This window comes from Anianabacter salinae, from assembly GCF_019061145.1.
GTDB lineage: Bacteria > Pseudomonadota > Alphaproteobacteria > Rhodobacterales > Rhodobacteraceae > Anianibacter > Anianibacter salinarum.
Genome location: NZ_JAHQZS010000001.1, coordinates 402,967 through 426,865, shown reverse-complemented (window position 1 = coordinate 426,865; position 23,899 = coordinate 402,967). Strand labels below are relative to the sequence as shown.

20 protein-coding genes are annotated in these 23,899 nt (G+C 65.2%); 4 read left to right on the top strand and 16 right to left on the bottom strand.

The window, feature by feature from the left end; genetic code table 11:
• Window positions 1-35: 35 nt before the first annotated feature.
• The 12 genes from KTJ87_RS02075 to KTJ87_RS02020 form a co-directional block, all read right to left on the bottom strand.
• The gene (locus KTJ87_RS02075; RefSeq protein ID WP_267137404.1) at window positions 36-809 is read right to left on the bottom strand and encodes an L-iditol 2-dehydrogenase; all 774 of its coding nucleotides are present in this window, start codon (window positions 807-809) and stop codon (window positions 36-38) included.
• Window positions 806-1,810 carry an ABC transporter ATP-binding protein gene (locus tag KTJ87_RS02070; RefSeq protein ID WP_267137403.1) on the bottom strand — a complete coding sequence of 335 codons (1,005 nt, stop codon included), beginning with the start codon at window positions 1,808-1,810 and terminating at the stop codon, window positions 806-808. Before KTJ87_RS02070 ends, KTJ87_RS02075 begins: the two co-directional genes overlap by 4 nt.
• A gap of 48 nt (window positions 1,811-1,858) precedes the next feature.
• The gene (locus KTJ87_RS02065; protein WP_267137402.1) at window positions 1,859-2,689 is read right to left on the bottom strand and encodes a carbohydrate ABC transporter permease; all 831 of its coding nucleotides are present in this window, start codon (window positions 2,687-2,689) and stop codon (window positions 1,859-1,861) included.
• Window positions 2,690-2,701: 12 nt separating this feature from the next.
• Complete coding sequence (locus KTJ87_RS02060; protein ID WP_267137401.1) at window positions 2,702-3,568, bottom strand: carbohydrate ABC transporter permease; 867 nt, start codon at window positions 3,566-3,568, stop codon at window positions 2,702-2,704.
• Window positions 3,569-3,712: 144 nt separating this feature from the next.
• Window positions 3,713-5,035 carry an ABC transporter substrate-binding protein gene (locus KTJ87_RS02055; protein ID WP_267137400.1) on the bottom strand — a complete coding sequence of 441 codons (1,323 nt, stop codon included), beginning with the start codon at window positions 5,033-5,035 and terminating at the stop codon, window positions 3,713-3,715.
• A gap of 92 nt (window positions 5,036-5,127) precedes the next feature.
• Window positions 5,128-6,162 (bottom strand): LacI family DNA-binding transcriptional regulator, encoded by a 1,035-nt coding sequence (locus KTJ87_RS02050; RefSeq protein WP_267137399.1) that lies wholly within the window; start codon window positions 6,160-6,162, stop codon window positions 5,128-5,130.
• A 164-nt stretch (window positions 6,163-6,326) separates the two neighbouring features.
• Window positions 6,327-8,174: an ABC transporter ATP-binding protein gene (locus tag KTJ87_RS02045; protein WP_267137398.1), complete on the bottom strand. Its 1,848-nt coding sequence runs from the start codon at window positions 8,172-8,174 to the stop codon at window positions 6,327-6,329.
• Window positions 8,175-8,287: 113 nt separating this feature from the next.
• Entirely contained in the window at window positions 8,288-9,790 is a 1,503-nt protein-coding gene (gene ggpS, locus KTJ87_RS02040) for a glucosylglycerol-phosphate synthase (protein WP_267137397.1), read from the bottom strand.
• Window positions 9,791-9,794: 4 nt separating this feature from the next.
• A complete protein-coding gene (locus KTJ87_RS02035) occupies window positions 9,795-10,571 on the bottom strand; it encodes an HAD-IIB family hydrolase (RefSeq protein WP_267137396.1) in 777 nt (258 codons plus the stop codon).
• 2 nt (window positions 10,572-10,573) lie between these two features.
• Window positions 10,574-11,716, bottom strand: coding sequence for an NAD(P)H-dependent glycerol-3-phosphate dehydrogenase (locus KTJ87_RS02030; protein ID WP_267137395.1), 1,143 nt, complete (start codon window positions 11,714-11,716; stop codon window positions 10,574-10,576).
• Between the two features lie 224 nt (window positions 11,717-11,940).
• Complete coding sequence (gene aroQ / locus KTJ87_RS02025) at window positions 11,941-12,378, bottom strand: type II 3-dehydroquinate dehydratase (protein WP_267137394.1); 438 nt, start codon at window positions 12,376-12,378, stop codon at window positions 11,941-11,943.
• Window positions 12,379-12,478: 100 nt separating this feature from the next.
• Window positions 12,479-13,963, bottom strand: a complete 1,485-nt coding sequence (locus tag KTJ87_RS02020; RefSeq protein WP_267137393.1) for an aldehyde dehydrogenase — start codon at window positions 13,961-13,963, stop codon at window positions 12,479-12,481.
• Between the two features lie 89 nt (window positions 13,964-14,052).
• Between KTJ87_RS02020 and KTJ87_RS02015 the strand changes: the two genes are divergently transcribed.
• On the top strand, window positions 14,053-15,303 hold the full coding sequence (locus KTJ87_RS02015; protein WP_267137392.1) for a Tm-1-like ATP-binding domain-containing protein: 1,251 nt from the start codon (window positions 14,053-14,055) through the stop codon (window positions 15,301-15,303).
• On the opposite strand, the gene KTJ87_RS02010 is transcribed toward KTJ87_RS02015, so the two are convergent.
• The gene (locus KTJ87_RS02010; RefSeq protein WP_267137391.1) at window positions 15,293-15,796 is read right to left on the bottom strand and encodes a MarR family winged helix-turn-helix transcriptional regulator; all 504 of its coding nucleotides are present in this window, start codon (window positions 15,794-15,796) and stop codon (window positions 15,293-15,295) included. The genes KTJ87_RS02015 and KTJ87_RS02010 overlap by 11 nt on opposite strands.
• A 149-nt stretch (window positions 15,797-15,945) precedes the next feature.
• Between KTJ87_RS02010 and KTJ87_RS02005 the strand changes: the two genes are divergently transcribed.
• Together KTJ87_RS02005 and KTJ87_RS02000 are read left to right on the top strand one after the other, a co-directional pair.
• Window positions 15,946-17,001, top strand: a complete 1,056-nt coding sequence (locus KTJ87_RS02005) for a TAXI family TRAP transporter solute-binding subunit (RefSeq protein ID WP_267137390.1) — start codon at window positions 15,946-15,948, stop codon at window positions 16,999-17,001.
• A gap of 58 nt (window positions 17,002-17,059) precedes the next feature.
• Window positions 17,060-19,408 (top strand): TRAP transporter permease, encoded by a 2,349-nt coding sequence (locus KTJ87_RS02000; protein ID WP_267137389.1) that lies wholly within the window; start codon window positions 17,060-17,062, stop codon window positions 19,406-19,408.
• A 15-nt stretch (window positions 19,409-19,423) separates the two neighbouring features.
• Here KTJ87_RS02000 and KTJ87_RS01995 read toward each other — a convergent pair whose 3' ends face one another.
• The 3 genes from KTJ87_RS01995 to KTJ87_RS01985 are packed head-to-tail and all read right to left on the bottom strand — an operon-like array spanning window position 19,424 to window position 23,082.
• Entirely contained in the window at window positions 19,424-20,722 is a 1,299-nt protein-coding gene (locus KTJ87_RS01995; protein ID WP_267137388.1) for a hydroxymethylglutaryl-CoA reductase, degradative, read from the bottom strand.
• On the bottom strand, window positions 20,719-22,413 hold the full coding sequence (ade, locus tag KTJ87_RS01990; RefSeq protein WP_267137387.1) for an adenine deaminase: 1,695 nt from the start codon (window positions 22,411-22,413) through the stop codon (window positions 20,719-20,721). The genes KTJ87_RS01995 and ade overlap by 4 nt, the downstream gene beginning before the upstream one ends.
• A gap of 60 nt (window positions 22,414-22,473) precedes the next feature.
• The gene (locus KTJ87_RS01985) at window positions 22,474-23,082 is read right to left on the bottom strand and encodes a response regulator (RefSeq protein WP_267137386.1); all 609 of its coding nucleotides are present in this window, start codon (window positions 23,080-23,082) and stop codon (window positions 22,474-22,476) included.
• Between the two features lie 216 nt (window positions 23,083-23,298).
• Here KTJ87_RS01985 and KTJ87_RS01980 point away from each other — a divergent pair, with 216 nt between their 5' ends.
• A complete protein-coding gene (locus KTJ87_RS01980; RefSeq protein WP_267137385.1) occupies window positions 23,299-23,865 on the top strand; it encodes a molybdopterin-dependent oxidoreductase in 567 nt (188 codons plus the stop codon).
• Window positions 23,866-23,899 lie beyond the last annotated feature (34 nt).

Here is a 23,899-nt window from a genome sequence, read left to right as displayed (position 1 = left end):
GTTTCCTTCGGACAGAGTCAGCGAGCCGGGGACGGTCAGCTCATCCATTGGCCACCATCGACGTTGTAGCATTGCGATACGATGTAATCGGCCTCGGCCGAGGCGAGGAAAACGGCCATCCCGGTCAGATCGTCCGGCACGGCAAAGCGCCCGGCAGGCACCCCCGCCGCAACCTCGGCCTTCTTCTGGCCCGGCGCCTTGCCTTCGAGACGGGCGAACATGCTGTCGACGTGATCCCAGTGCTCACCGTCGACAACGCCGGGCGCGATGGCGTTCACGTTGATCCCGTGGCGGATCAGGTTCAGCCCTGCCGACTGCGTCATCGAGATCACGGCGGCCTTGGTCGAGCAGTAGACAAGAACCAGAGGCTCGCCCCGGCGCCCCGCCTGGCTGGCCATGTTGATGATCTTGCCGCCCTGACCTTGCGCGATCATCTGGCGTGCGGCGGCCTGCATCGTAAAGAGGGTTCCGGCGACGTTTACGGCGTAAAGGCGATCATAGCTGTCGCGGGTGATGTCCACCGTCTCGGCGGCATCGAACAGCGCGGCGTTGTTTATCAGGATGTCCAGCCGCCCGGATTTCTGGACCACGGCCGCGATGGCCGCATCGATGCTGTCCTGCCGCGTGACATCGAGATGCACGGCATAGGCCGCGTCTCCAAGCTCTGTAGCGGTGGCCGTCGCCGCCTCAAGGTTGATGTCCGCAATTGCCACGGTGGCGCCTTCGCGCAGGTAGGCGGCGGCAAAGCCCTTGCCAACGCCACGCGCGGCCCCGGTGATCAGGGCGGACTTTGCGGCAAGGCGGCTCATGCGATGCGCAGACCCTTGTCATCAAAGCGGTGGACCTTGTCGGCCTGCGGAACAAGGTGGATCGTGTCGCCATGCGTAAGGCCGACCTCGCCCCCTGCGCGCACCGTCATCGGCTCGGCAATGCCATCGACATGGACGTGAAAGAAGGTGTCCGACCCCAGATGCTCGGCCACGCCGACACGGCCCGTGAACGTGCCGCCCGAGGCGACGACATCCAGATGTTCTGGCCGGATGCCGATGGTGGTGCAATCATGCGCTGCGGCGTGGCTGCCGCCCAGCAGGTTCATCTTGGGCGAGCCGATGAACCCTGCGACGAAGACGTTGCGCGGTGCCTTGTAAAGCTCGAGCGGTGAGCCGACCTGCTCGATATGACCGGCGCGCAGGACGACGATCTTGTCGGCCATGGTCATCGCTTCGACCTGGTCATGGGTGACGTAGATCATCGTCGTCTCAAGCGACTTGTGCAGTTCGGAGATTTCCATCCGCATCCCGACCCGCAGCGCGGCATCGAGGTTCGACAAGGGCTCGTCGAACAGGAACGCCGCAGGTTCCCGCACGATGGCACGGCCGATCGCGACGCGCTGGCGCTGGCCGCCCGAAAGCTGCCCGGGGCGCCGGTCGAGGTAGTCGGTCAGGTTCAACGCGCCAGCGGCCTTGGCGATGCGGCGGTCCTGTTCGGCCTGGTCCATCCCGGCCATCTTCATCGGGAACGCGATGTTCTTGCGCACCGTCATGTGCGGGTAAAGCGCGTAGGACTGGAACACCATCGCAAGGCCGCGCTTGGCGGGCGGCAGGTCGGTCGCGGGCTTGCCGTCGATGCGGATCTCGCCGTCCGACACGTCTTCCAGCCCTGCGATCAGGCGCAGAAGCGTGGACTTGCCGCAGCCCGACGGGCCGACGAAGACGACGAACTCGCCATCCTCGATGGTCAGGTCCAGCGGCGGGATGACCTCGACTTCGCCGAACTTCTTCTGAACTTTCTCAAGCGTGATGCGTCCCATGGGGTGCTTCCCTTTTATTGCCCTATCGCTTGCGCTGCGTTGAGGGCCCTATTTGACGGCGCCGAAGGTCAGGCCCCGGACGAGTTGTTTCTGGCTGAACCAGCCCATGATGAGGATCGGCGCAATGGCCATCATCGAAGCCGCCGACAGCTTGGCGTAGAACAGGCCCTCGGGCGCCGAGAAACTGGCGATGAACTTGGTCAGCGGCGCGGCGTCCACGGTGGTCAGAAGGATGGTCCAGAACGCCTCGTTCCAGGCCAGGATGATGTTCAGCAGGATGGTCGAGGCGATCCCCGGCACGGCCATGGGCGTCAGCACATAGATGATCTCGTTGCGCAGGCTGGCACCGTCCATGCGCGCGGCTTCCAGGATTTCGCCCGGGATTTCGCGGAAGTAGGTGTAAAGCATCCAGACGATGATCGGCAGGTTGATGAGCATCAGCACCACGATCAAGAGGATGCGGCTGTCCATCACGCCCAGCCATTTGGCCAGCAGGACCAGCGGATAAAGCACGCCGACAGCGGGCAGCATCTTGGTCGACAGCATCCACAACAGCACGTCCTTGGTGCGCTTGCCGGGCACAAAGGCCATCGCCCAGGCCGCGGGCACCGCGATCAGGATGCCAAGGATGGTCGAGCCCACCGCGATGATGATCGAGTTGCTCAGCGCGAGCGGATAGTTCGACCGCTCTTGCACGGCCGTGTAATTCTCGAGCGTCCAGTCGAACAGGAACCATACCGGCGGGTCCGCGATTGCCGTGGCCTCTGACTTGAACGAGGTCAGGAAGGTCCACAGGATCGGGAAGAACATCACCAGGCCAAAGCCCCAGGCGAGCGAGGTCCACATAATCTTCTTGTTGGTGCTGATAGCGCGGGCCATTGTGGTTCCTCCTCAGGTGTCGAGGTTCTTGCCGACGATCCGCATCAGGAAGATCGCGACGATGTTGGCAAGGATCACGGCGATGATGCCACCGGCAGAGCCAAGGCCGATGTTCTGGCTTTCCAGCACGCGCTGGTAGACCAGGTAGGTCAGCGTCCGGGTGCCGAAGGCGCCGTTCGTAGTCACGAAGATCTCGGCGAAGATCGACAGAAGAAAGATCGTCTGGATCAGGATCACGACGGTGATCGCGCGGCTGAGATGCGGCAGGATGATGTGGCGGAACCGGCTGAGCGCGGGCGCGCCGTCCATCTCGGCGGCTTCAAGCTGCTCGCTCGACAGCGACTGCACGGCAGTCAACAGGATCAGCGTCGCGAAGGGCAGCCATTGCCATGCCACGATGACGATGATCGAGAACAGCGGTGCTTGCGACAGAAAGTCGAAGGGTTGCATTCCAAGCGCCTTGTAGGCGTAGGAGAACAGCCCGTTGTCGACGTTGAAAAACATGTTCTTCCAGACCAGCGCCGACACCGTGGGCATCACGAAGAACGGCGCGATCACGAGAATTCGGACGATACCCTGCCCGAAGATCGGTTGATCCAGAAGCAGTGCCATCAGTACACCGCCGCCGATGGTGATGCACAGGATGCCGCCGACCATCTGCAGGGTCGTCACGATCGACGACGTGAAGGCGGACGAGGTCAGGAAGCGGCCGTAATTCTCGAACCCGATCCAGGGTTCGAAGGTGGCGCGCATCGGCCGGTAGTCGGCAAAGGAGAAATACAGCGTCATGCACAGCGGGATCAGCATCCACACCAGCAGCACGAAGACGGCTGGAGTGATCATCAGCCTTGCGGCGGCTCTGGAATGCTGGGTGGCCATGGGTCAGGCTCCTTAGGCAACGGCGACTTCGGGACAAGCGGCGCTTGCGAAGACGCCGCGCTGGCGTCCACGAAAAAACCGTTCGGAACTGGTACAAGGGTAGGAATGAGGCGGGGCATGAAGCCCCGCCTCGAAGCGCCAGACTTAGTAGCCGGCGGCTTCCATTTCGTCGGTGGTCAGCTCTTGCGCGTTGGCAAGGGCTTCTTCAGCCGACTGCTGCCCGGCAAGCGCCGCAGAGAACTGCTGACCGACCTGGGTTGCGATGCCCGCGAATTCCGGGATCGCGACGAACTGCACGCCGGTGTAGGGCACCGGATCGACCGTCGGGTTGGTCGGGTCAGCCGAGTTGATGCTGTTCAGCGTCATCTGTGCGAACGGTGCAGCCGCCAGGTATTCCTCGTTCTGGTAGAGCGAGGAACGCGTGCCCGGAGGAACGTTCGCCCAGCCTTCGTTGGCCGCAACAAGCTCGGTATAGCCTTTCGAGGTTGCCCAGCTGATGAAGGTCTTGGCCGCTTCGACCTTTTCCGAAGACGCCGGGATGGCCAGCGACCATGCCCAGAGCCAGTTGCCGCGCTTGCCAAGGCCCGTGTCCGGCGCCAGAGCAAAGCCGACCTTGTCGGCGACGGTCGAGTCGTTCGGGTTGGTCACGAAGGATGCCGCGACGGTCGCGTCGATCCACATGCCGCACTTGCCCTGTTGGAACAGGGTCAGGTTCTCGTTGAAGCCGTTGTTGCCGGCGCCAGCGGGACCGGACTCGTTCATCATGTCCAGGTAGAAGTTGAGCGTGTTGGCCCAGGCTTCGCCGTCGAACTGGGCGTTCCAGTCGGCATCGAACCAGCGCGCGCCAAAGCTGTTGGACATGGCGGTCAGGAAGGCCATGTTCTCGCCCCAGCCGGCCTTGCCGCGGGCGCAGATGCCGTTGATCTCGTTGTCGCGGTCGGTCATTGCGGCCGCCGCTTCACGGATGAACTGCCAGGTCGGCGCTTCGGGCATTTCCAGCCCGGCGGCTTCCATCAGGTCGGTGCGGTACATGACCATCGAGGATTCGCCGTAGAACGGCGCGGCATAAAGTTCGCCGTCGATGGTGAGGCCGCCAGCGATCGCGGGCAGCAGGTCGCCCTGATCCCAGTCCTCGGCCATGCCGTCGGACAGCGAAACCAGCCAGTCGTTCGCGCCCCAGATCGGAACCTCGTAGGTGCCGATGGTGATGACGTCATACTGGCCGCCACCGGTCGAGATGTCGGTGGTCACGTTCTGGCGCAGGACGTTCTCTTCCAGCGTGACCCACTCGAGGGCGATACCGGGGTTCTGTTCAGTGAAATCAGCAGTCAGGCCCTGCATGCGAACCATGTCGCCGTTGTTCACGGTCGCGATGGTCAGCGTTGTGGCGTGGCTTGCGGCGAATGCCGAGGTGGCGGTGAGCAGCGTGATCGCGGTCCCCGCACGAAGTGCGTTCTTGAGGTGCATCCGGTATCCTCCCTTTGGATGTGTCCGCTAGGGTGCGCGAAAACAATACGCGCGGTCAACAGAAATTTTACGCGCGAAAATAATAGGCTCCTTCAGGCGGATGCGCGCAGGATCAGGCGGGTCGAGATCAGCCGCTCATAGCGCTCACCGAGCGTTCCGTCCGATTCGATCAGCTTGAGCAGGGTCTCGACCGTCAGCCGCGCGACAGCGTCATAGTCATGCGCGGCCGTGGTCAGCGGCGGGCAGGTGAACCGCGAATAGGGGTGGTCGTCCATCGAGGCGACGCGCAGGTCGCAGTCGGGACCAAAGCCGACCACGATCCCCCTGTCATAGCATGCCGACAGGAACCCGATGGCCAGCCGGTCATTGCTGCACAGGACGGTGCGCGTCGGCAGTGCGTCGCTTTCCAGCAGCTTCAGCGCGCCTTGCCGCCCGATTTCCTCAAAGGCCCAACCGGTGCCCTCGACCGCGACGACATGCGGCTCCATTCCCAGCCGGTCCATCGCCGCGATATAGGCATCGCGCCGCCGGATGGCATTGGGGTTCGCCGGATACCGCATCTCGAAAAAGCACGGGATGTCGCCGGAACGATGCAGGTAGTCGACTGTCTGGTTGACGAAGCTGGCGTTGTCCGACCCGATGAACGCTGCGCCTACCCCCTCGATATTGCTGTCGAAAAGGATCGTCGGCACATCGCGGCAAAAATCCTCGATGACCTTCTTGTCCGAATTGCGCCGTCCCAACGGAGCGAACAGAACGCCCGCGGGCTTGAGCGCACGCAGGTTGTCGAGGATCGCATTCTCAAGCTCGGGCTTGCCATGCGCGCTGAACAGCGAGGGGTGAAATCCCGCCTCGATGCAGCGTTCCTCGATGTTGCGCGCGATCTCTGCGAAATAGGGATCGGCAAGGTAGGGCACCACGATGCCGACGTTCTTGGTCAGCTTGCGGTTCTGGTTCACCGCGAACATGTTGGGCCGGTAATCGTATTTCGCAAGCGCCGCCTCGATGCGCTTGCGCGTGCTGTCCCGCACGCTGTCGGGGTCGTGGAAATATTTTGACACCGTCGGCCGCGAGATGCCGCTGACCTCGGCGAATTCTTCCATGTTGCGGATCTTGCGCATGGTCATCGCCTCCTTCCCCGTCTCAATGACTGGACCTGCGCGGGCAACTTGCCGGCGTGCAAGGTTCTTCGAAAGAATATTTTACGCGCGCAATGTCAAATTTTACGATAGAATTGGCATCTTGCCATGGTCAAGCCATTTCGGGGCAAGATGCGAAAGGTCCCCCGCCCCTAATCGTCCGCCGCAAGGAAGCCGCCGGATTGCCGCTGCCACAGCCGCGCATAGAGCCCGCCTTGCGCGATCAGCTGGGTGTGCGGCCCCTGTTCGATGATGCGGCCATTGTCCATCACCACCAGACGGTCCATCGCCGCGATGGTCGACAGGCGGTGCGCGATGGCGATCACCGTCTTGCCCTCCATCAGGGCCGCAAGCCGCGACTGGATCGCCGCTTCGACCTCACTGTCGAGCGCACTGGTCGCCTCGTCCAGAACCAGGATCGGTGCGTCTTTCAATGCGACGCGCGCAATGGCGATGCGCTGGCGCTGGCCGCCCGACAGTTTCACGCCCCTCTCGCCGACATGGGCATCAAGCCCGCGCCTTCCCCGGCTGTCGACAAGGTCGGGCACAAATCCATCCGCTTCGGCCGTGCGCAGGGCGGCCTCGATCTGCGCCTCGGTGGCGTCGGGGCGACCATAGGCGATGTTCTCGCGCACCGAGCGGTGCAGAAGCGCGCTGTCCTGCGTCACCACGCCGATTGCTGCGCGCAGGCTATCCTGCGTGACGCTGCGAACGTCCTGCCCGTCGATGGTGATCGTGCCATGTTCGATATCGTGGAATCGCAGCAAGAGGTTGATGAGTGTGGATTTTCCCGCGCCCGACCGGCCCACCAGCCCCACCCGCTCGCCGGGGCGCAGGTGCAGCGTCAGCTCGTCGAGCACGGGAAGCGGCTGGGCCTGCCCCAGCCCGCGATAACGGAAGGTGACATTGTCGAACCGCACCGCGCCCGGCCCGGCCTGCAACGGCACGGCGCCGGGCGCATCGCCGACCTCGCGCGGCAGGGCAAGGCTGGTGATCCCGTCGCGCACGGTGCCGATGTTCTCGAACAGGGCGGCGAATTCCCACATGATCCAGTGCGCCATGTTGTTCAGCCGCAGCGCCAGAGGCACGGCGACGACAACCGCGCCCACTTGGGCAGCCCCCTGCGACCACAGCCACAGCCCAAGCCCCGCGACCGAGGCGACAAGCCAGACGTTGATGAGGTTGAGGACGATGTCCTGCAGGCTGGACAGGCGCATCTGGCGGTAGACCGTCTGCAGGAACTGGTCCATGCCCTCATGCATCCAGCGTTCCTCGCGGTCGGAATGCGAGAACAGCTTGACCGTGGCGATGTTGGTGTAGCTGTCGACGATCCGCCCAGTCATCGCGCTGCGGGCGTCGGCCTGCGCTTGCGCGATCCGGCCAAGGCGCGGCACGATCTGCCACAGCATGGCGCCATAGGCCGCCGCCCACAGCAGGAACGGGATCGCCAGCCGCCAGTCCTGGCTGGCCGCAAGGATCAGCGCACCAAGGAAATAGATCAGAACGTAGCTGCCGACGTCCATGATCTTCATGGCGACCTCGCGCACGGCCAGCGCGGTCTGCATCAGCCGCTGCGAGATCCGGCCAGAGAACTCGTCGTGGAAATAGCCGATCGACTGGCGCAGCAGGTAGCGGTGCGCCTGCCAGCGGATGCGCTGCGGAAAGTTGCCCATCAGCGACTGGTGCAGGATCAGCGAGGTGACGAGGTTCAACAGCGGCAACACGATCAGAAGAACGACGGCGATCATCGCGATCTGCGCGCCTTCCTGTGCCCAGAACTCTGCGCGCGGAGTGTCGCCAAGCCGGTCGATGATGTCGCCCAGCCAGCCGAACAGCATCACCTCGATCAACGCGATCATGCCCGACCCCGCCGCCAGCAACCCCAGCCACGGCAGCGCCCCCCGGCTGTAGTGCAGCATGAACCGCCACAGGGATGCGGGCGGCATCTGCGGCATGTCCTGCGGATAGGGGTCGATGCGGCGTTCGAACCAGGCGAACATCGGGCTTTCTCATATGGAACTGGAATGCCCGAAGCGGGGGCGGGGCGCCGTAGTCTTAGGCGGTTTCTTGGCCGCTGTCATCCTCGCCCGCGCACCGTCCGCCGGCCGCCAGATCAGGCCGCGGGACGCACCCCTTTCAGACCGCCCGCCTCGTCGAACGAGACGCGGATGGCATCCGCCCAGAACCGGATATCGTGCAATCCGACGATGCGGCGCAACTCCTTCATCCGCGTCCGTCGTTCGGCCTCGGGCATCTCCAGCGCCAGCGAGATGGCGGTGTCCATCGACCGGTTCGAGAACGGGTTGGTGATCACCGCCGATCCCATCTCGACCGCCGCACCCGCGAACTCGGACAGGACGAGCACGCCGTCGCCGTCCGTGCGCGAGGCGACGAATTCCTTGGCGACAAGGTTCATGCCGTCGGCCAGAGGCGTGATCCAGGCAACATCCGCGGACTGGTAATAGGCCACAAGCTCCGAGAACGGAATTGCGCGCGAGATGAGCGAGATCGGCTGCCATTCCAGCGTGCCGAACCGGCCGTTGATGCGGCCCGCCGTGGATTCGATGGCTTCCTGCACCTCGTTGTAGGCGACCATGTTGCGATTGGCGCTGACCGAGACATGCATCAGCCGCACCTTGCCGATCAACTCGGGGCGCTGTTCCAGCAGCCGCTCGAAGCTGGCGAGTTGCTCGACGCCGCCCTTGGTGTAGTCGGTGCGCCCGACCGACAGCACCAGCTTGCAGTCGCCCAGGTCCTCGCGGATCGCGGCCGCACGCTCAAGGTTCTCGGCGGCCTTCGCCCGGCTTTCGATGAACTCCACGTCGACGCCTGCCGGCGCGACGCTGATCGCAATCTCGTGGTCGTGATAGCGGATCCGCGTCGGCACCTGCCGTTCGGTCAGCGCCGTGCCTTCCGAAATCATGTCCTCGCCGACCTTCACCCGCTCGATCACGTCGACCTCGAGCAGGCTGCGCGCGACCGATACGAAATTGTCCGCGTAGCGCGGAATGTGGAACCCGACGACATCGCAGGCCAGCAAGCTTTCGACGATCTCGCGCCGCCACGGCAGCACGTTGAACATGTCGGCCGCCGGGAACGGCGTATGGTGGAAGAAGGCGATGCGCAGGTCGGGGCGCAGCTTGCGCAGATAGCCGGGCACCAGCCACAGGTTATAGTCGTGAATCCAGACCAGCGCGTTCTCGGCAGCCTCGGCGGCAGCGGCCTCGGCGAATTGCCAGTTCACCTGCCGAAAGTTGGGCCAATCGACAGGGTCGTAGTTGTAGCGCTCCTTGAAGCTGTGAAGGATCGGCCAGAACGCTTCTTTCGAGGTGACGTGGTAGAATTCGCGCACCTGGTCTGGCGACAGCGGAAGGCGTGACACGGAATATTTGCCGTGCTCGTCCTCGATTTCGACCACCTGCTCGAAGCCGGGGTTCGACGGGTCGTCCGCCAGCTTCCACGCGATCCAGGCGCCCCGGTCGACCGAGCCGAAGAAACTTTTCAGCGTCGGTACGATTCCGTTGGGGCTCTTGTTCTCGCGCAGGACGGTCTTTCCGTCCTCCTCGACCTCTTCATAGGGCTGGCGGTGATAGACGATGACAAGTTCGGAAGACATGTAATTACCTCTGGGGGTCTGGATGAAGCGCGAAGGTTCGGATCGCTTCGGCGATGCCTGCGGCTCCGATCCCTTCGGCAAGATGAACGTGCGGCGCACCTGCCAGTTCGGCGACCAGCGCCTTTTCCGCGCCGCCCACGGCGACGGCGGGCACCCCGGCCAGCAGCATCGACAGATCGTTCAGCGTGTCGCCCGCAGCAAGGCAGCGGGCGCGGTCGATCCCGAAACGGTCGAGGAACCGCAGCAAGGATGGCCCCTTGCTGATCCCCTTCGGCAGCACGTCGAAGAACCGGTTGTCCGAGATCAGAACATCATGGCCCATAGCGCGGATCGTCGCCTCTGCCGACGCATCGTAGTGCGCGGGATCAAGGTCATAGCTGACCCGGTACCGGAACGCGGTCGGCTGCAGCGTGAGGCCCGGCGCTCCGTCCAGAGCGGCGCGCACCCGCCCGCCCGCATCGTCCCACAGCGCGGCGATTTGCGCCTCAAGCTCGGGGATCGGCTGCGGCTGCCCGTGTTCGCCCATCCGCGCGATCGTCGTGCCGACGTCGCCGATGACGTAGTCCGGGCGCGGCACACCGCGACCCTCGCACAGATGCGCGATGAAGGCCGGATCGCGCCCGGTGACGAAGACCAGCCCGACGCTGTCGCGCCGCGCCTCGATCCAGTCATACAGGCCTTGGCGGTCTGCCTCGGTGCCGCCCAGGAACGTGCCGTCCAGATCGGTCGCCAGAACAAAGGTCTTGCCCGCGATGCCGGTGTCCTTTGTGTCGTCTCGCATTCTCAAGCCATCCTTTGCGCAAGCGCTGCGACAGCCTTGTCCGACGCCGGATGATCTAGGCAAAGCTCCATCGCGCGCACCTCGGATTCGATGGGCCGGGCCCAGAGTTCGGCAAAGGTTTCCCCGATCGGGCGCCCCCCGACCACGATGGCGCGCACGGCCTCACAGATCGGCATCGCAAGGCCAAGACGCCCGGCAAGGTCGGTGACCGAGACCGCGTTGTGCTCGCCCTCGACCACGACCGGACGGCCCTCGAAGCAGTCACCGCGTGCGATCCCGCGGCCCAGTTGTTCGCCAAGCGCCATGTTGCGGGACGTAAGGCTGGAACAGGTCAGCGACAGATCGCCCAGTCCCGACAGGCCGGTCAGCGTTTCGCGGCGCCCGCCCAGCGCGACGGCAAGCTGCATCATCTCGTCCAGCCCGCGCGTGATCAGCGCCGCGCGCGTGTTCTCGGCAAAACCCGCGCCGGTCATCATCCCGCAGGCGATGGCGATCACGTTCTTGACCGCGCCGCCGATCTCGACCCCTGTGACGTCGTCGGAGACATAGGTGCGAAACGCCTCGGTGCTGAACGACACCGCAAAGCGCGCGGCGGTCGACTCTTCGGGGCTGATGCGGTCGGCGTAGGAGAACGGGAACGCCACCGTCGCAGCGGTCGGATGGCCCAGCGCCGTCTCGCGGGCAAAGGTCGGCCCGGAGAGCACGCCAACGGGGCGCGGGCCAAGTTCGGCCTCGGCGATCTGCGTCATCAGGAGGCCGGTGTCCCGCTCGATTCCCTTGGCGCACACGGCGACCGGCGTGCCGGGCGCGATCACGCCGGCCAGTTGGCGGGCCACCTCGCGCAGCTGCGACGACGGCACCACAAGCACCACCGCTTCGGCGCCCTGAACAGCGGCGGCCATGTCGGTTGTCGCCATCAGCCCTTTCGGCAGCGTCACACCTGGTAGATAGCGGGTGTTCTCATGCCGCGTGGTGATCGTCTGGATGGTGTTGTCCGACCGCCCCCAAAGCGTGACCGCGACACCGGCGTTGCGGGCGGTCGCGGCCAGGGCGGTGCCCCAGCTTCCCGCGCCCAGAACGGCGAGCGAGGCATAGGGACACGCGATCTGCGGGACAGGGCTGGCGCCAAGGGGTTCAAGTTTCATGGGAAATACCGAAGCGACGCGCGCGCCGCGCCACCGGCGCCGCGCTGCAGGAACAAGAATGATCTGTCATGGGAGTAGAAGGTGAGGGCCGCGGCGCGGGTTTCAATACAGCGCACCCCGACCCGCCTGCCTGCCGGGGCCGTCAGGGCAGAAAGTCAGGGAATATCCAGTCTTGCCTATTTATTGGGCAGGTCGAGGTCGAAAATCCGCCCCTTCCGTAGCCCTCAAGCAGGCAGCATCGCGCAGATGCGCCGAACGGCCGCCTCGTAGCCATCGATCCCCAGCCCGGCGATCACCCCGTCCGCGCGGAGCGAGACGTAGGAATGATGCCGAAAGCTCTCGCGCTTGTGGATGTTCGAGATGTGCACCTCGATCACCGGCCCCTCGAAGGTGTTGAGCGCGTCGAGGATCGCGATGGAGGTGTGCGAATAGGCACCAGGGTTGATGACGATGCCTACCGCCTCATCGCGGGCGGTGTGGATCGCATCGACGATGGCGCCTTCGTGGTTCGACTGGATCATCTTGAGGTCAAAGCCTTCGGCGAGAACGGCGCGGCACCGGCGTTCCACATCGTCCAGCGTCTCGTGGCCGTAGACGTCCGGCTGGCGCTTGCCCAGAAGATTCAGGTTCGGGCCGTTCATCAGGTGGATCGTGCGGGACATGCGCGGGATTCCGTCGTTTGGGTCGTGCAGACGATGCCGCCGGAAGCGGCGCGTGTGCAATCGGGCGCGTGCGGTTCGGCCCGCGCCTGTTGCCGAAAGGCTAGAGCTTGATCCACGCGGTCTTGAGGTCGAGGTACTTCTCGAAGGCATGCAGCGACTTGTCGTGGCCGTTGCCCGATTGCTTGACACCGCCCAGCGGAACCGTCGCATCGGCGCCGCCGTAGGTGTTCACATGCACAACCCCTGCCCTGATGCGCCGCACCATCCGGTGCGCCCGCGACAGGTTCGCCGTCCAGACCGCGGCAGCGAGGCCGAAGTCGGTGCCATTGGCGATGGCGATGGCCTCGTCCTCGGTATCGAAGGGGATCACGGCCAGCACCGGCCCGAACACTTCGTCCTGCGCGATGCGGTCTGCCGGGTCCACGTCCGCCACCACGGTCGGGGCCATGTAGTAGCCCCCCGTCTCCTCGAGGATGCGGGTGCCGCCGGTCAGCACGCGCCGCCCCGCCGCCTGCGCCTCGGCGACGAAGGCAAGGTTCTGATCCAGCTGCCGCAGGCTGTTCACCGCGCCCGCGTTCGTCGCCGGATCAAGCGGATCGCCCATCTTCATCCGCTCCGCCGCCGCGACCAGCCTTTCGACAAAGGCGTCGTGGATGCTGCGTTCGACCAGCAGGCGCGATCCGGCAACGCAGACCTGCCCCGAGTTGCGGAAGATGCCCGCCGCCGACACCTTTGCCGCCTCGTCGAGATCGGGGGCGTCGGCGAAGACGATGTTGGGGGATTTGCCGCCAAGTTCCAGATACACGCGCTTCATGTTGGACCGGGCCGAGGCCTCCATCAGGCGGCGGCCGGTCGGACCAGAGCCGGTGAAGACCAGAACGTCGACATCCATCGATTCCGAGATTGCCTGCCCCACGACGCCGCCTTCGCCGGTGACGACGTTCAGGACGCCGGGCGGCAAGCCCGCCTCTTGCCCCAGCTCGCACATCCGCAGAAGCGACAGCGACGCGGTTTCGGCGGGTTTCAGCACCACGCTGCACCCGGCGGCCAGCGCGGGCCCCAGCTTCCACGCGCCGATCATCAGCGGGAAGTTCCACGGCACGATCGCGCCAACAACGCCCACCGGCTCGCGGTGGATCAGCCCCAGCACGTCGGGCGAGGTCGGCGCGATCTCTCCGTAGATCTTGTCGAGCGCCTCGGCGTAGTAGCGAATGGTTCCGGCGGCGGACATCGGCTCGGCCTTGAACGCCATGCCGATCTCGGTGCCATTGTCGCGCACGCCGAGAACCGCAAGCTCCAGCGCGTTCGCCTCGATCAGCGCGGCCCAGCGCAGCAAGACCGCCTTGCGCGCGGCGGGGGCAAGCCCGGCCCAACGCCCGTCGTCGAAGGCGCGGCGCGCCGCGGCAACCGCATCTTCTGCATCCCGCGCCGTGCCCCGCGCCATCTGCGTCAGGACCTGCCCGTCAAGCGGCGAGATCACGTCCATCGTTCCGCCATCCGAGGCAGGCCGGGACACCCCATCGATGATATGCTGAACCGGCGCCACCGGCTGTGCGCGCAAGGAGTCGATCCGTGCCTGATCCATGATCCTGTCCTTTCGGGAACCGCGCCAAAAATGCTTGCACGACATCGTTGCAGACGCAACGATGCGGATCAAGCCAGAGGGAGAGCAAGATGACCAAGACCATCCTCGTCATCGGCACCTATGACACCAAGGACGACGAATTGCAGTACATCTGCGGGCGCATCGCGTCGCTTGGCGGCAAGGTGCTGTCCATGGACGTCAGCGTTCTGGGCGATCCGGCCGAGGCCACCGACATCTCGAAGCACGACGTGGCGAAGGCTGGCGGATCGACCATCGCCGAAGTGATCGCGCTGGGGGACGAGAACGCGGCGATGCAGGTCATGGCGGCAGGCGCGGCGGTGCTGACCGCTCAGCTGCATGCAGAGGGCCGGATCGACGGGATGCTGGCACTTGGCGGCACGATGGGCACCGATCTGGCGCTCGACTGCGCGCAGGCGCTGCCGATGGGCGTGCCCAAGGTCGTCGTCTCGACAGTGGCGTTCTCGGCGCTGATCCCGGCGGACCGGCTGTCACCGGACCTGCAGATGATCCTGTGGGCAGGCGGGCTCTATGGCCTCAACTCGGTGTGCAAGTCGTCGCTCAGCCAGGCGGCGGGGGCGGTGCTGGGGGCGGCGCAGGCGGTCGAGCCGCCCGCCAAGAGCCGACCGGTGATCGGGATGACATCGCTCGGCTCGTCCTGCCTGAAATACATGAAACTACTGAAAGACCCGCTTGAAGAGCGCGGCTTCGAAGTTGCGGTGTTCCACGCCACGGGAATGGGCGGCATGGCGTTCGAGGCGCTGGCGCGGCAGGGCTATTTCGCCGCCGTGCTGGACCTTGCCCTGCCCGAGCTTGGCAACCTGATGGTCGGATCGGTGGCCAATGCCGGGCCCGACCGCCTGACGAACGCGGGTGCGCGCGGCGTGCCGCAGATCGTGGCGCCGGGCTGCGCCGACCTGATCGATTTTGCCGGCTGGCAGGACATCCCGCCCGCCTACGCCGACCGCCCGTTCCACGCCCACAACAGGCTTATCAAGTCGTCCGGCCTGTCGCCCGACGAGCGCCGGGCGCTGGTCCGGGACATCGCCGCGCGTCTCAGGGCGGCCAAGGGTCCCGTGCATTTCCTGATGCCGCTTGGCGGCGTCGAGGAGTGGGATCGCCCGGGCGACGTGGCGCACGACCCGGACGGGCTGGCGGCGATGACGGATGAGGTGCGCCGCGAAATGACCGGAGCGGTGCAGTTGACCGAAGTCGACGGCCACATCAACGATCAGGTTTTCGCGGACAGCGTTCTGGCGATTCTCGACGGCTGGATCGCGGACGGAACGCTGAACCCCGCCGTTCGCCGTGTCACTCCCTGATACGCGAATACAGCTCTGGCGGCTGGTCGACCACCACCTCGAAGCGGTCGAGAAAGCTTAGGAACAGGTCCAGTTCCTCGGCGGTGAACGCCTTTTGTGCGTCGGCCCTGCGGCGCCCCATCGCGGCAGTGCATTGGGCATAGCGGTCTTCTCCGGCGTCGGTCAGCCGGACGATGACCTGCCGGGCATCCGAAGCCCCTCGGGTCAGCGTGACAAGCCCCGCCTTTTCCATCGCGGGAAGGGCACGGCTGACCAGGCTGCGGTCGATGCCGATCAACTCGGCCAGTTCGCTGATCCGCAAAGGGCCGACTTCGTGCAGATCCCAGATGATCCGCCATTCGACCACGGACAGGCCAGAGATCTGCTGCAGGATCTTCTGACCCTGCTTTCGGGCCGCATGCGAAGCGCGGAACATCCGGGCGAAAATCGATCGCTCCAGGTCAACCTTGCGCGCCTCGAAGGCGGTCATTTCTGTCTCGGTATCGCGGGCCATGATGGTCTCTCTTGAGGATTTGCAGCGAGAGAAACAGATAATGCGTGACAAGTCACATAATTTTCGCCAGCCTCTTGAACAACCCCGGGGAGGACGGGGGACATACGCGCTACAGGCACGACCAGCCCGCCGCGCACAGGGAGGATGACATGAAAAAGACTATCGCACTGGCCGCGCTTGTTGCGGCCGCTCCGCTTGCCGTATCCGCACAGGTCACGTTGACCGCAGAGACCTCGGGCACCGCCTCGCCGCCGCAATACGTCGACGCCACGCTGGCCGCGGTGCTGAACGAAGCGGGCGTCGCAAACGTCCAGATCACCGAGGGCGCGACCCTTACAAATTCGCTTCAGGCAGTGGCCGAGAACCGGCTCGACATGTCGCCGGTGCCGCTCATCATCCATTTCCTTCTGGGCCGCGGTATCGGTCCCTATGCCGGCGTCGGCCCCGAGAAGGGCGCGGAACTGGCGTCGGGCGTGCAGGCCCTGTTCTTCTACGCCAGCTCGCACCACCTGCTCGGCCACTATAATTCCGGCTCTGTTCAGGGCTGGGACAGCCTTGAGGGCAAGCGCATCTGGAACGGCCCGCCGCGCGGCGCAGCACTGACCGACGGGCGGACCTTCATCGAACTCGTGACCGGCCTCAAGGAAGGCGAAGGCTACGAGGGCGTGCAGTCGGAATGGAACGAGGTCGTCGGCGACGTCACCGGCGGCGCGGTCGATGCTTTCGTGGCGCCCGAGGGCCTGCCTTCGGGGCGGATCACGCAAATGGTCGCTGCGGGCGGAATGACGCTTTACGACATCCCCTCGGATATCCTTGCCTCCGACATGGGCAAGGCGGTGATGTCCGCGCCGGGGCACTCGCCCTTTTCGATGCCGGTCGAGGAATACCGCGCCTTCTATGACGGCATGGACATCACGGTCGTGACCGACGACGACACCTTTGACACCTGGAACACGGCCTTTGCCGAAAGCGTATCGGCCAGCATGGACGAGGATCTGGCCTACCAGATCACCAAGGCCTTCCTGTCCAGCGAGGACCGGATGAACTCGGGGGCGCCCTTCGCGCCGAACCTGAACCTGTCGTTCGGCGATCTCGACGGCGTGTCGCAGGGGGCCTGCGGCGCGGTCACGATCAAGATGCATCCCGGCGCGATCCGGGCGTTCGAGGAAGCCGGACGCACCGTCGCCGACTGCCTGAAGCCCTGATCCCCCTGCCCCGGCGGCGCGCGCTGCCGGGGCACCCCTGATTTCGGGAACCCCGCCCATGTCCGAGACTTTCGCACCGCCGCCTTCGGGGCAGGACACCGCATTGCGCGCGGCCCGGTTCCTCGCCCTTGCCCTGATCCTTGTCGGGCTTGCGAACACCCTTCCGGAAATCGCCGGCCTGCAGGCCTGGGCACGCGAGGTCACGGGGCGGCCGCTTTTGCGGATTTCGGGCTATCCCAAGGAATACTTCTTTCCTGCCGTCTTCATGGTGATGATGACCATCGTCGTGCTGGAAAACTCGTTCTTCCGCGCGTGGAAGGCCGAAAAGCCGCATCTGGCCTTGCTGGGCCTGTTGATCGACGCGGGCCTGATCGCGGCGACTGCGCTTGGGTCCATCGGCTACCTGTCCGAGATCGACAGCGTGTGCCTGTTCGACCAGATCAGCGGTGAACGCGCCCGCCTGATCGAAGAGGCGCGGTCGGTCCAGATCCCCGGTCTCAGCCTTGGCGCCGAGGTCCCCGATTGCCAGGCGACGTTCGGCAACTGGCTGATCCCGCTGCTGTTCATCATCATCTTCGGCTTTTTCGTCTACAACGCGCGGGTCTGGGGCCTGCCGCTGGTGATCGTCGCTTCGCTGATCGTGGCCTACACCGTGATGACGGCGGCGATCTGGGCCCTGGACCTGTCGTCGAACAACTTTCTTCTGACCAAGCTGGGCGCGGATGGCGGCGACGTCATGGCGGCCGCGCAGCAGAAGGCCGCGAACGTGTTCATCACGGCAGACGGATTCATGGGCCGCTTCATGGACATCGTCGTGAACGAGGTCTTTCCCTATGTCGTCCTTGGCGCGCTGTTCGGAGCCTCGGCGGGCGGCACGTCGCTGATCAAGTTCGCGGTGTCGATGACCCGGCGGCTGCGCGGCGGCCCTGCACACGCGGCGATCATGTCCTCGGCGATGTTCGGCACGATCTCGGGCGGGCCGGTGGTGAACGTGCTGTCCACCGGGCGCCTGACCATCCCGATGATGCAGCGCAACGGCTTCAACCCCTACTTCGCGGGCGGCGTCGAGGCGGCGGCCTCGTCAGGCGGGCAGATCATGCCGCCTGTCATGGGCATCGCGGCCTTCGTGCTCGTGGCGCTGACGGCGGTGCCCTATGACAAGGTGATCGTCGCGGCCTTCCTGCCCGCGATGGCGTTCTTCGCGTCGATCTTCCTTGCGGTCGTGTTCCAGGCCCGCAGGCAGGGGATCGAGGCGATCCGAGATGTGCCGGACGATCTGAAGATGCACCGGCAGGACTGGTTCAACCTCATCATCATCTTCGGCCCGATCTCGGTCATCCTGTGGCTGCTGCTGGGCAACAAGGACCTTGTCGGCCTTGGCCCCCTTGGCTGGCTGATGGGAGTTGAAACGGAACTGCGCGGCGACGTGCTGCGCGCGGTCGACCTGAACCCGGTGCTGCGCACCGCCGTCAACGCCACCGGCGACGCGGTGTCGGCGGGCTGGTGGGCAGTCGCCGTGTTGATCCCGCTGCTGTTCCTAGATCCCGGCACGCGCCGCGCGCCGCGCCGCATTCTCTCGGCGCTGGCGGATGCGGGGCTTTTGCTGTCGCGGCTGTTCCTGCTGTTGTTCGCGGTGTCGATCATCGCGTCCTTCCTGAACGAAAGCGGACTGACCGGGGAAATCACCCGCGCCGTCACTTCGTGGCTGGAAAACGCGACGCATATCTACATCCTCGGCTACGACATCCCGATCTCGGGCGGCTTCTACCTGATGCTGGCGCTGACCTCGGCGATGCTGCTGGCGATCCTTCTGGGCATGGGAATGCCGACAGTGCCCGCCTATGTGAACGTCGCGCTTCTGCTTGGCCCGCTGTTGTCGCAGCTTGGCGTCGCGGTGTTCACGGCGCATCTGTTCGTCTTCTACTTCGCGGTCGCCTCGGCGATCACGCCGCCCGTCGCGGTGGCGGCCTTTGCTGCCGCGTCGATCACCAAGGTCGACCCGATGCGGACCGGCCTTGCCGCCGTGCGGGTGGGCATTGTGATGTTCACGATCCCCTTCGTCTTCGCCTGGTATCCAGAGCTGTTGCTGATCGAAGAGGCGGTGACGATCACCGACGCCACGGGCGCGAAACGGCTGATCGAGGGCTATACCGGGCAGCCGGACTACGCGGCGCTTGGCCTGCTGCTCGCCCGGCTGCTGGCGGCGCTGTATCTGGTCGCCTCGGCGCTTGCGCGTTACGACGCGGCGCGGCTGTCCCGGTGGGAAATCGCGGTGCGCCTGATCCTTGCCGTGTTGATCCTGTGGAAGACGCCAGGGCCGATGACGGTCGGGCTTGTTCTTGGCGCGGCGCTGGTGATCTGGCACCATCTGGCGGCGCGGCTCCTGGCGCAGAAGGCCGCCGCCTGACGGCGGCAGGCCCAGCTAGCTACCCGCAAGCAGCTCTTTCGCGCGGGTCACGGTGATGTCACGCTCGGCCACGAGCGCCCGGGCAATGCGGTCGACTTCGCCCCCCGTGGCCCCGGCCGTAATGGCGATGTTGCGGGCGTGAAGCGCCATGTGCCCGCGCTGGATGCCCTCGGTCGCCAGCGCACGCAGCGCCGCCATGTTCTGCGCAAGACCGACCGCAGCCGTGACCTCGGCCAGTTCCGCCGCGCTATCCACGGCGAGCAGTTTCAGCGCCGCGCGCGCTGCCGGATGCGTGCGCGTGGCGCCGCCCACGAGGCCAAGCGCCATGGGCAGTTCGATGGTGCCAACCAGCCCGCCATCCGCGCGCCTCTCCCACGCCGTCAGCGCGGTGTAGCGACCTGACCGCGCCGCATAGGCATGTGCCCCCGCCTCGATCGCGCGCCAGTCGTTGCCGGTAGCGACCACCACGGGATCGATGCCGTTCATGATGCCCTTGTTGTGGGTGGCGGCGCGGTAGGGGTCGATCTGCGCCAGCACGCAGGCTTCGACCATGCCTTGAGCAACCTCTGCCCCGTCCAGCGCGTCGGTTGTCAGCGCCGCGGCGGGCAACTCGACCCGCGCGCGCACCAGCCGCAGGTCGGCCAGGTTCGACAGGATGCGCAGCCGCACCTTGCCGCCGGTGATCGCCTCGACCTGCGGGGCCAGAAACTCGGCCATCGTGTTGACGGTGTTCGCGCCCATCGCGTCGCGCACATCGACGATCAGGTGCATGACGACCATCGGCCCGACGGCGGTTTCGGGGAAGGTATGCACCTCGATGTCGATGCAGCCGCCGCCCAGATCGGTCAGGACCTTGTCGCGGGAATTCGCCGCCGCGATCAGCGCTTGTCGTTCAGCCAGCAGCCGGTGCCGTGCGGCATTGGGATCGGGCACGCCAAGCACCTGAACCTGCGCCCGCATCAGGGGCCTGTCGGCCTGCGCGTGAAAGCCGCCATGATCGCGCGCGATCCGCGCCATGTAGGACGCTGCCGCGACGACCGACGGCTCCTCGACAGCCATCGGAACAAGGTAGTCCTTGCCATTCACCACGAAATTCGTCGCCACGCCCAGCGGCAGATCAAAGGTGCCGATGACATTCTCGATCATCCCGTCGGCAAGCTGCAGGGGCAGGCCCGTGTCGCCCGACACCACCGCGCGCTCGTCGTCTGAAAGCCCAGCCGCCTCGGCAATCGCGTCAAGACGCTGCTCGGGGGTCAGGCTGCGCATCCCTTCGATGCGCGAGGTGTATCGCTCTGGCAAGGTGTGCCCCTTCATCCGATGATCTCGAATCTCATCACATCGACCAGCCCGCGGTCGGTTATCTTGAGGCTCGGGATCACCGGCAGCGCGAGGAAGGCAAGCTGCAGGAACGGCTCTTCCAGCGTGACACCAAGGCCGGTCGCGGCAGCGCGCAGATCGCGCAGACCGTCGCGCACCGTCTCGAACGGCTCGAGGCTCATCAGCCCCGCGACCGGAAGCGCCAGTTCCGCCAGAACTACGCCATCCCGTACCACGACGAAGCCGCCCTCGATCTCGGCCAGGCGGTTCGCTGCGGTGGCCATGTCGCCATAGTCGATGCCGACGCAGGCGATGTTGTGGTGGTCATGGCACACGGTCGACGCGATGGCCCCCGCCTTCAGCCCAAAGCCACGCACGAAGCCTGTGGCGATGTTGCCGTTGCGCCCGTGTCGTTCGACCACGGCGATGCGGACCAGATCGCGGGCGGGATCAGGGCATTTGTCACCATCCTCGATGGCGATCGTCTCGGTCAGATGATCGGTCAGGATCTGGCCCTCGCGGATGCCGATGACGGGCGTTTCCTCGCGGTTGCCGCCGTTGCGGAACGACCGGGCCGTCACCGCCGGAGCCTTGACCGACAGCCGCCCGACCGGATCGAGCGCGCCGCGCGCGGCAAAGGCTGCGTCCGTCACCTCGATGCCCCCGGCGAGGACCATGCGCGCATCGCAGTCTTCCAGACTGCCGATAGCGACGATGTCCGCCCGTTTTCCAGGCGCGATAAGCCCGCGATCCTTGAGCCCGAACGCTTCGGCCGCCGACAGGCTGGCGGCGCGGTAGGCGGCCAGCGGAGGCGTGCCCAGCCGGATCAGTTCGCGGATCATGTAGTCGAGGTGCCCATGCTCGCCGATGTCGAGCGGGTTCCGATCGTCCGTGCACAGGCACATGTAGGGCGCGGTGCGCTCGGTCAGCAGCGGTTGCAGGGCGTGCAGGTCCTTGGACACCGACCCTTCGCGGATCAGCACGCGCATCCCCTTTTGCAGCTTTTCCCGCGCCTCGGCGGCGCTGGTCGCCTCGTGTTCCGTGCGGATGCCTGCGGCGATATAGGCGTTCAGGTCGCGGCCCGACAGAAGCGGGCAATGCCCGTCGATATGCCCACCCTCGAACAGCGCCAGTTTCGCCATCGCCTGCGGGTCGCGGTGGATCACGCCGGGATAGTTCATGAACTCGGCCAGACCGATGCCGGACGGATGCCCCATCAGCGCGGCCAGATCGCCTGCCGACAACTCGGCCCCCGCCGTTTCCATATGTGTGGACGGCACGCAGGACGACAGCTGCACCCGCAGGTCCATCATCGTCAGCTCGGACGCGCGCTGGAAATAGCGGATACCGTCCGCGCCGATGACATTGGCGATTTCGTGCGGGTCACAGATCGCCGTCGTCACCCCGCGCGGCGTCACGCAGCGGTCGAATTCAAGCGGGGTCACGAGGCTCGATTCGACGTGCAGGTGCGTGTCGATGAAGCCGGGCGCAAGGATCAGGCCGGAGACATCGACAATGCGCGCCGCATCGTAGTCGTCGCAGGTGCCGACGATGGTATCGCCGCAGATCGCCACGTCCCCGTCCAGAAGATCGCCGGTGATCAGGTCCAGCACCCTGCCGCCACGCAGCACCAAGTCGGCAGGCAGATCGCCGCGCCCCTGCGCAATGCGTGTTTCGAGATCGGCCATGTCGCCCCCTGTCTTGCCCTTGGCCTCAGCAGACCCGAGCGACACGGGAAGGTCCAGTGCTCAGAACACTCCGGCGTCGCGCGCGATCATCGCCGCCTGTGTCCGGTTGGCGGCGCCGACCTTCTTGTAAAGCGTCTTGACGTGCAGCTTGACCGTGGGTTCCTGAATGTCGAGATCGCGCGCGATCTCTTTGTTCGACTTGCCTTCGGTCAGGCCCTTGAGCACCTGCATCTCGCGGCGGCTCAGCTTGTCGGCGAAGGGATGATCGATAATGTCGTCCGGCGCCGTCATGAAATCGATCGGCGCGAACTGCTCGCCCAGAGCCATGAACTGCACCGCGTTGACGAAGGACTTGGCCGAAAGCGTCTTGGGCAGGAACCCCGCCGCGCCCATCGCCAGCGCCTGTTCTGCGGTCTCGCGGCGCGCGACGCCGGAAATCAGCGCGATCCTCGCATCTTTGCCAAGGGCGAGCGCCCGTCCCAGACCGTCCAGCCCAGCCATGCCCGGCATGTTGAAGTCGAGCAGCACGATATCGAAATGCTCGTCCTCTAGCCGCAGGATCGCATCATCGAGCGACCCGACATCGACAACGACGTATCCGGCGCCTCGAAGGTACAGCAAAAGGGTATCGCGCAGCAATTCGTGGTCATCGGCGATCAGGATACGCATGGGGAGGCCGATCACTCTTGGTACGATATTTCGTTTCACTCGGGCACTTTAGCCAGACGACATGGGTTGTCGACGCCGGATAGGCTACGAATGGATGGCAGACACGCTTCTATCCGCATAGGTGTCTACCCGTTCGGGTATGATCCTATCCCAAAAACAACCTGACGCAAAGCGTCATTGCCGCGTATCAACTTCTTGCGTCTAGGAGCGCCAGGCATGGTCATGGTCACGCTTAATTGCATCCCGAGGGCGCTTTGCACCGCTATTTTTGCGGCGTATCTCGGGCAGTCGAGTCCGGCAGCGGGGGCAGCCGGGCTCGACGCCCTTCTGGGGATGCCTATCTCCGAGGACGACATCCTTCTGACAGTCTCGGGCGAGCTTGATCTGCCCGAAACCAGCCGATCCGATTCGACGTCCATCGTCTTTGACCGCGCCATGCTCGAGGCATTGCCGGAACACAGTTTCACAACGACGACGATCTGGACGGCGGGTGAGCAGACGTTTACCGGCGTGGCGCTGGCCGAGCTTCTGGCGCATTTCGGCATCGAGGGCCGTCTTATCAAGGCGGTCGCGCTGAACGACTATTCCGTCGATATTCCCTTTGACGAGATCGGGCCTGACGCGCCAATCATCGCCTATGAACGCAATGGCGGTGCGATGTCCGTGCGCGACAAGGGTCCGCTTTGGGTGGTCTACCCCTACGACCTCGATGACTCCTACAGGACCGAACTGGTCTACCAACGCAGCATCTGGCAGCTTGACCGTCTCAGGATCCTGCCCTGAGGCTTGACCGGCTGCGCGCCGCCGCGTCTGCTGC

Bases quoted from the DNA above. Each gene is read 5' to 3' on its own strand.
- KTJ87_RS02050 (WP_267137399.1), bottom strand. From the start codon at position 6,162: ATGACCATGCGCAAGATCCGCAACATGGAAGAATTCGCCGAGGTCAGC.
- KTJ87_RS02055 (WP_267137400.1), bottom strand. From the start codon at position 5,035: ATGCACCTCAAGAACGCACTTCGTGCGGGGACCGCGATCACGCTGCTC.
- KTJ87_RS02070 (WP_267137403.1), bottom strand. From the start codon at position 1,810: ATGGGACGCATCACGCTTGAGAAAGTTCAGAAGAAGTTCGGCGAAGTC.
- KTJ87_RS02035 (WP_267137396.1), bottom strand. From the start codon at position 10,571: ATGCGAGACGACACAAAGGACACCGGCATCGCGGGCAAGACCTTTGTT.
- aroQ (WP_267137394.1), bottom strand. From the start codon at position 12,378: ATGTCCCGCACGATCCACCTGATGAACGGCCCGAACCTGAATCTTCTG.
- KTJ87_RS01980 (WP_267137385.1), top strand. From the start codon at position 23,299: ATGGTCATGGTCACGCTTAATTGCATCCCGAGGGCGCTTTGCACCGCT.
- KTJ87_RS02020 (WP_267137393.1), bottom strand. From the start codon at position 13,963: ATGGATCAGGCACGGATCGACTCCTTGCGCGCACAGCCGGTGGCGCCG.
- KTJ87_RS02015 (WP_267137392.1), top strand. From the start codon at position 14,053: ATGACCAAGACCATCCTCGTCATCGGCACCTATGACACCAAGGACGAC.
- KTJ87_RS02010 (WP_267137391.1), bottom strand. From the start codon at position 15,796: ATGGCCCGCGATACCGAGACAGAAATGACCGCCTTCGAGGCGCGCAAG.
- KTJ87_RS02000 (WP_267137389.1), top strand. From the start codon at position 17,060: ATGTCCGAGACTTTCGCACCGCCGCCTTCGGGGCAGGACACCGCATTG.
- KTJ87_RS02075 (WP_267137404.1), bottom strand. From the start codon at position 809: ATGAGCCGCCTTGCCGCAAAGTCCGCCCTGATCACCGGGGCCGCGCGT.
- KTJ87_RS01995 (WP_267137388.1), bottom strand. From the start codon at position 20,722: ATGAAGGGGCACACCTTGCCAGAGCGATACACCTCGCGCATCGAAGGG.
- KTJ87_RS02045 (WP_267137398.1), bottom strand. From the start codon at position 8,174: ATGTTCGCCTGGTTCGAACGCCGCATCGACCCCTATCCGCAGGACATG.
- KTJ87_RS02030 (WP_267137395.1), bottom strand. From the start codon at position 11,716: ATGAAACTTGAACCCCTTGGCGCCAGCCCTGTCCCGCAGATCGCGTGT.
- KTJ87_RS02060 (WP_267137401.1), bottom strand. From the start codon at position 3,568: ATGGCCACCCAGCATTCCAGAGCCGCCGCAAGGCTGATGATCACTCCA.
- KTJ87_RS01985 (WP_267137386.1), bottom strand. From the start codon at position 23,082: ATGCGTATCCTGATCGCCGATGACCACGAATTGCTGCGCGATACCCTT.
- ade (WP_267137387.1), bottom strand. From the start codon at position 22,413: ATGGCCGATCTCGAAACACGCATTGCGCAGGGGCGCGGCGATCTGCCT.
- KTJ87_RS02065 (WP_267137402.1), bottom strand. From the start codon at position 2,689: ATGGCCCGCGCTATCAGCACCAACAAGAAGATTATGTGGACCTCGCTC.
- KTJ87_RS02005 (WP_267137390.1), top strand. From the start codon at position 15,946: ATGAAAAAGACTATCGCACTGGCCGCGCTTGTTGCGGCCGCTCCGCTT.
- ggpS (WP_267137397.1), bottom strand. From the start codon at position 9,790: ATGTCTTCCGAACTTGTCATCGTCTATCACCGCCAGCCCTATGAAGAG.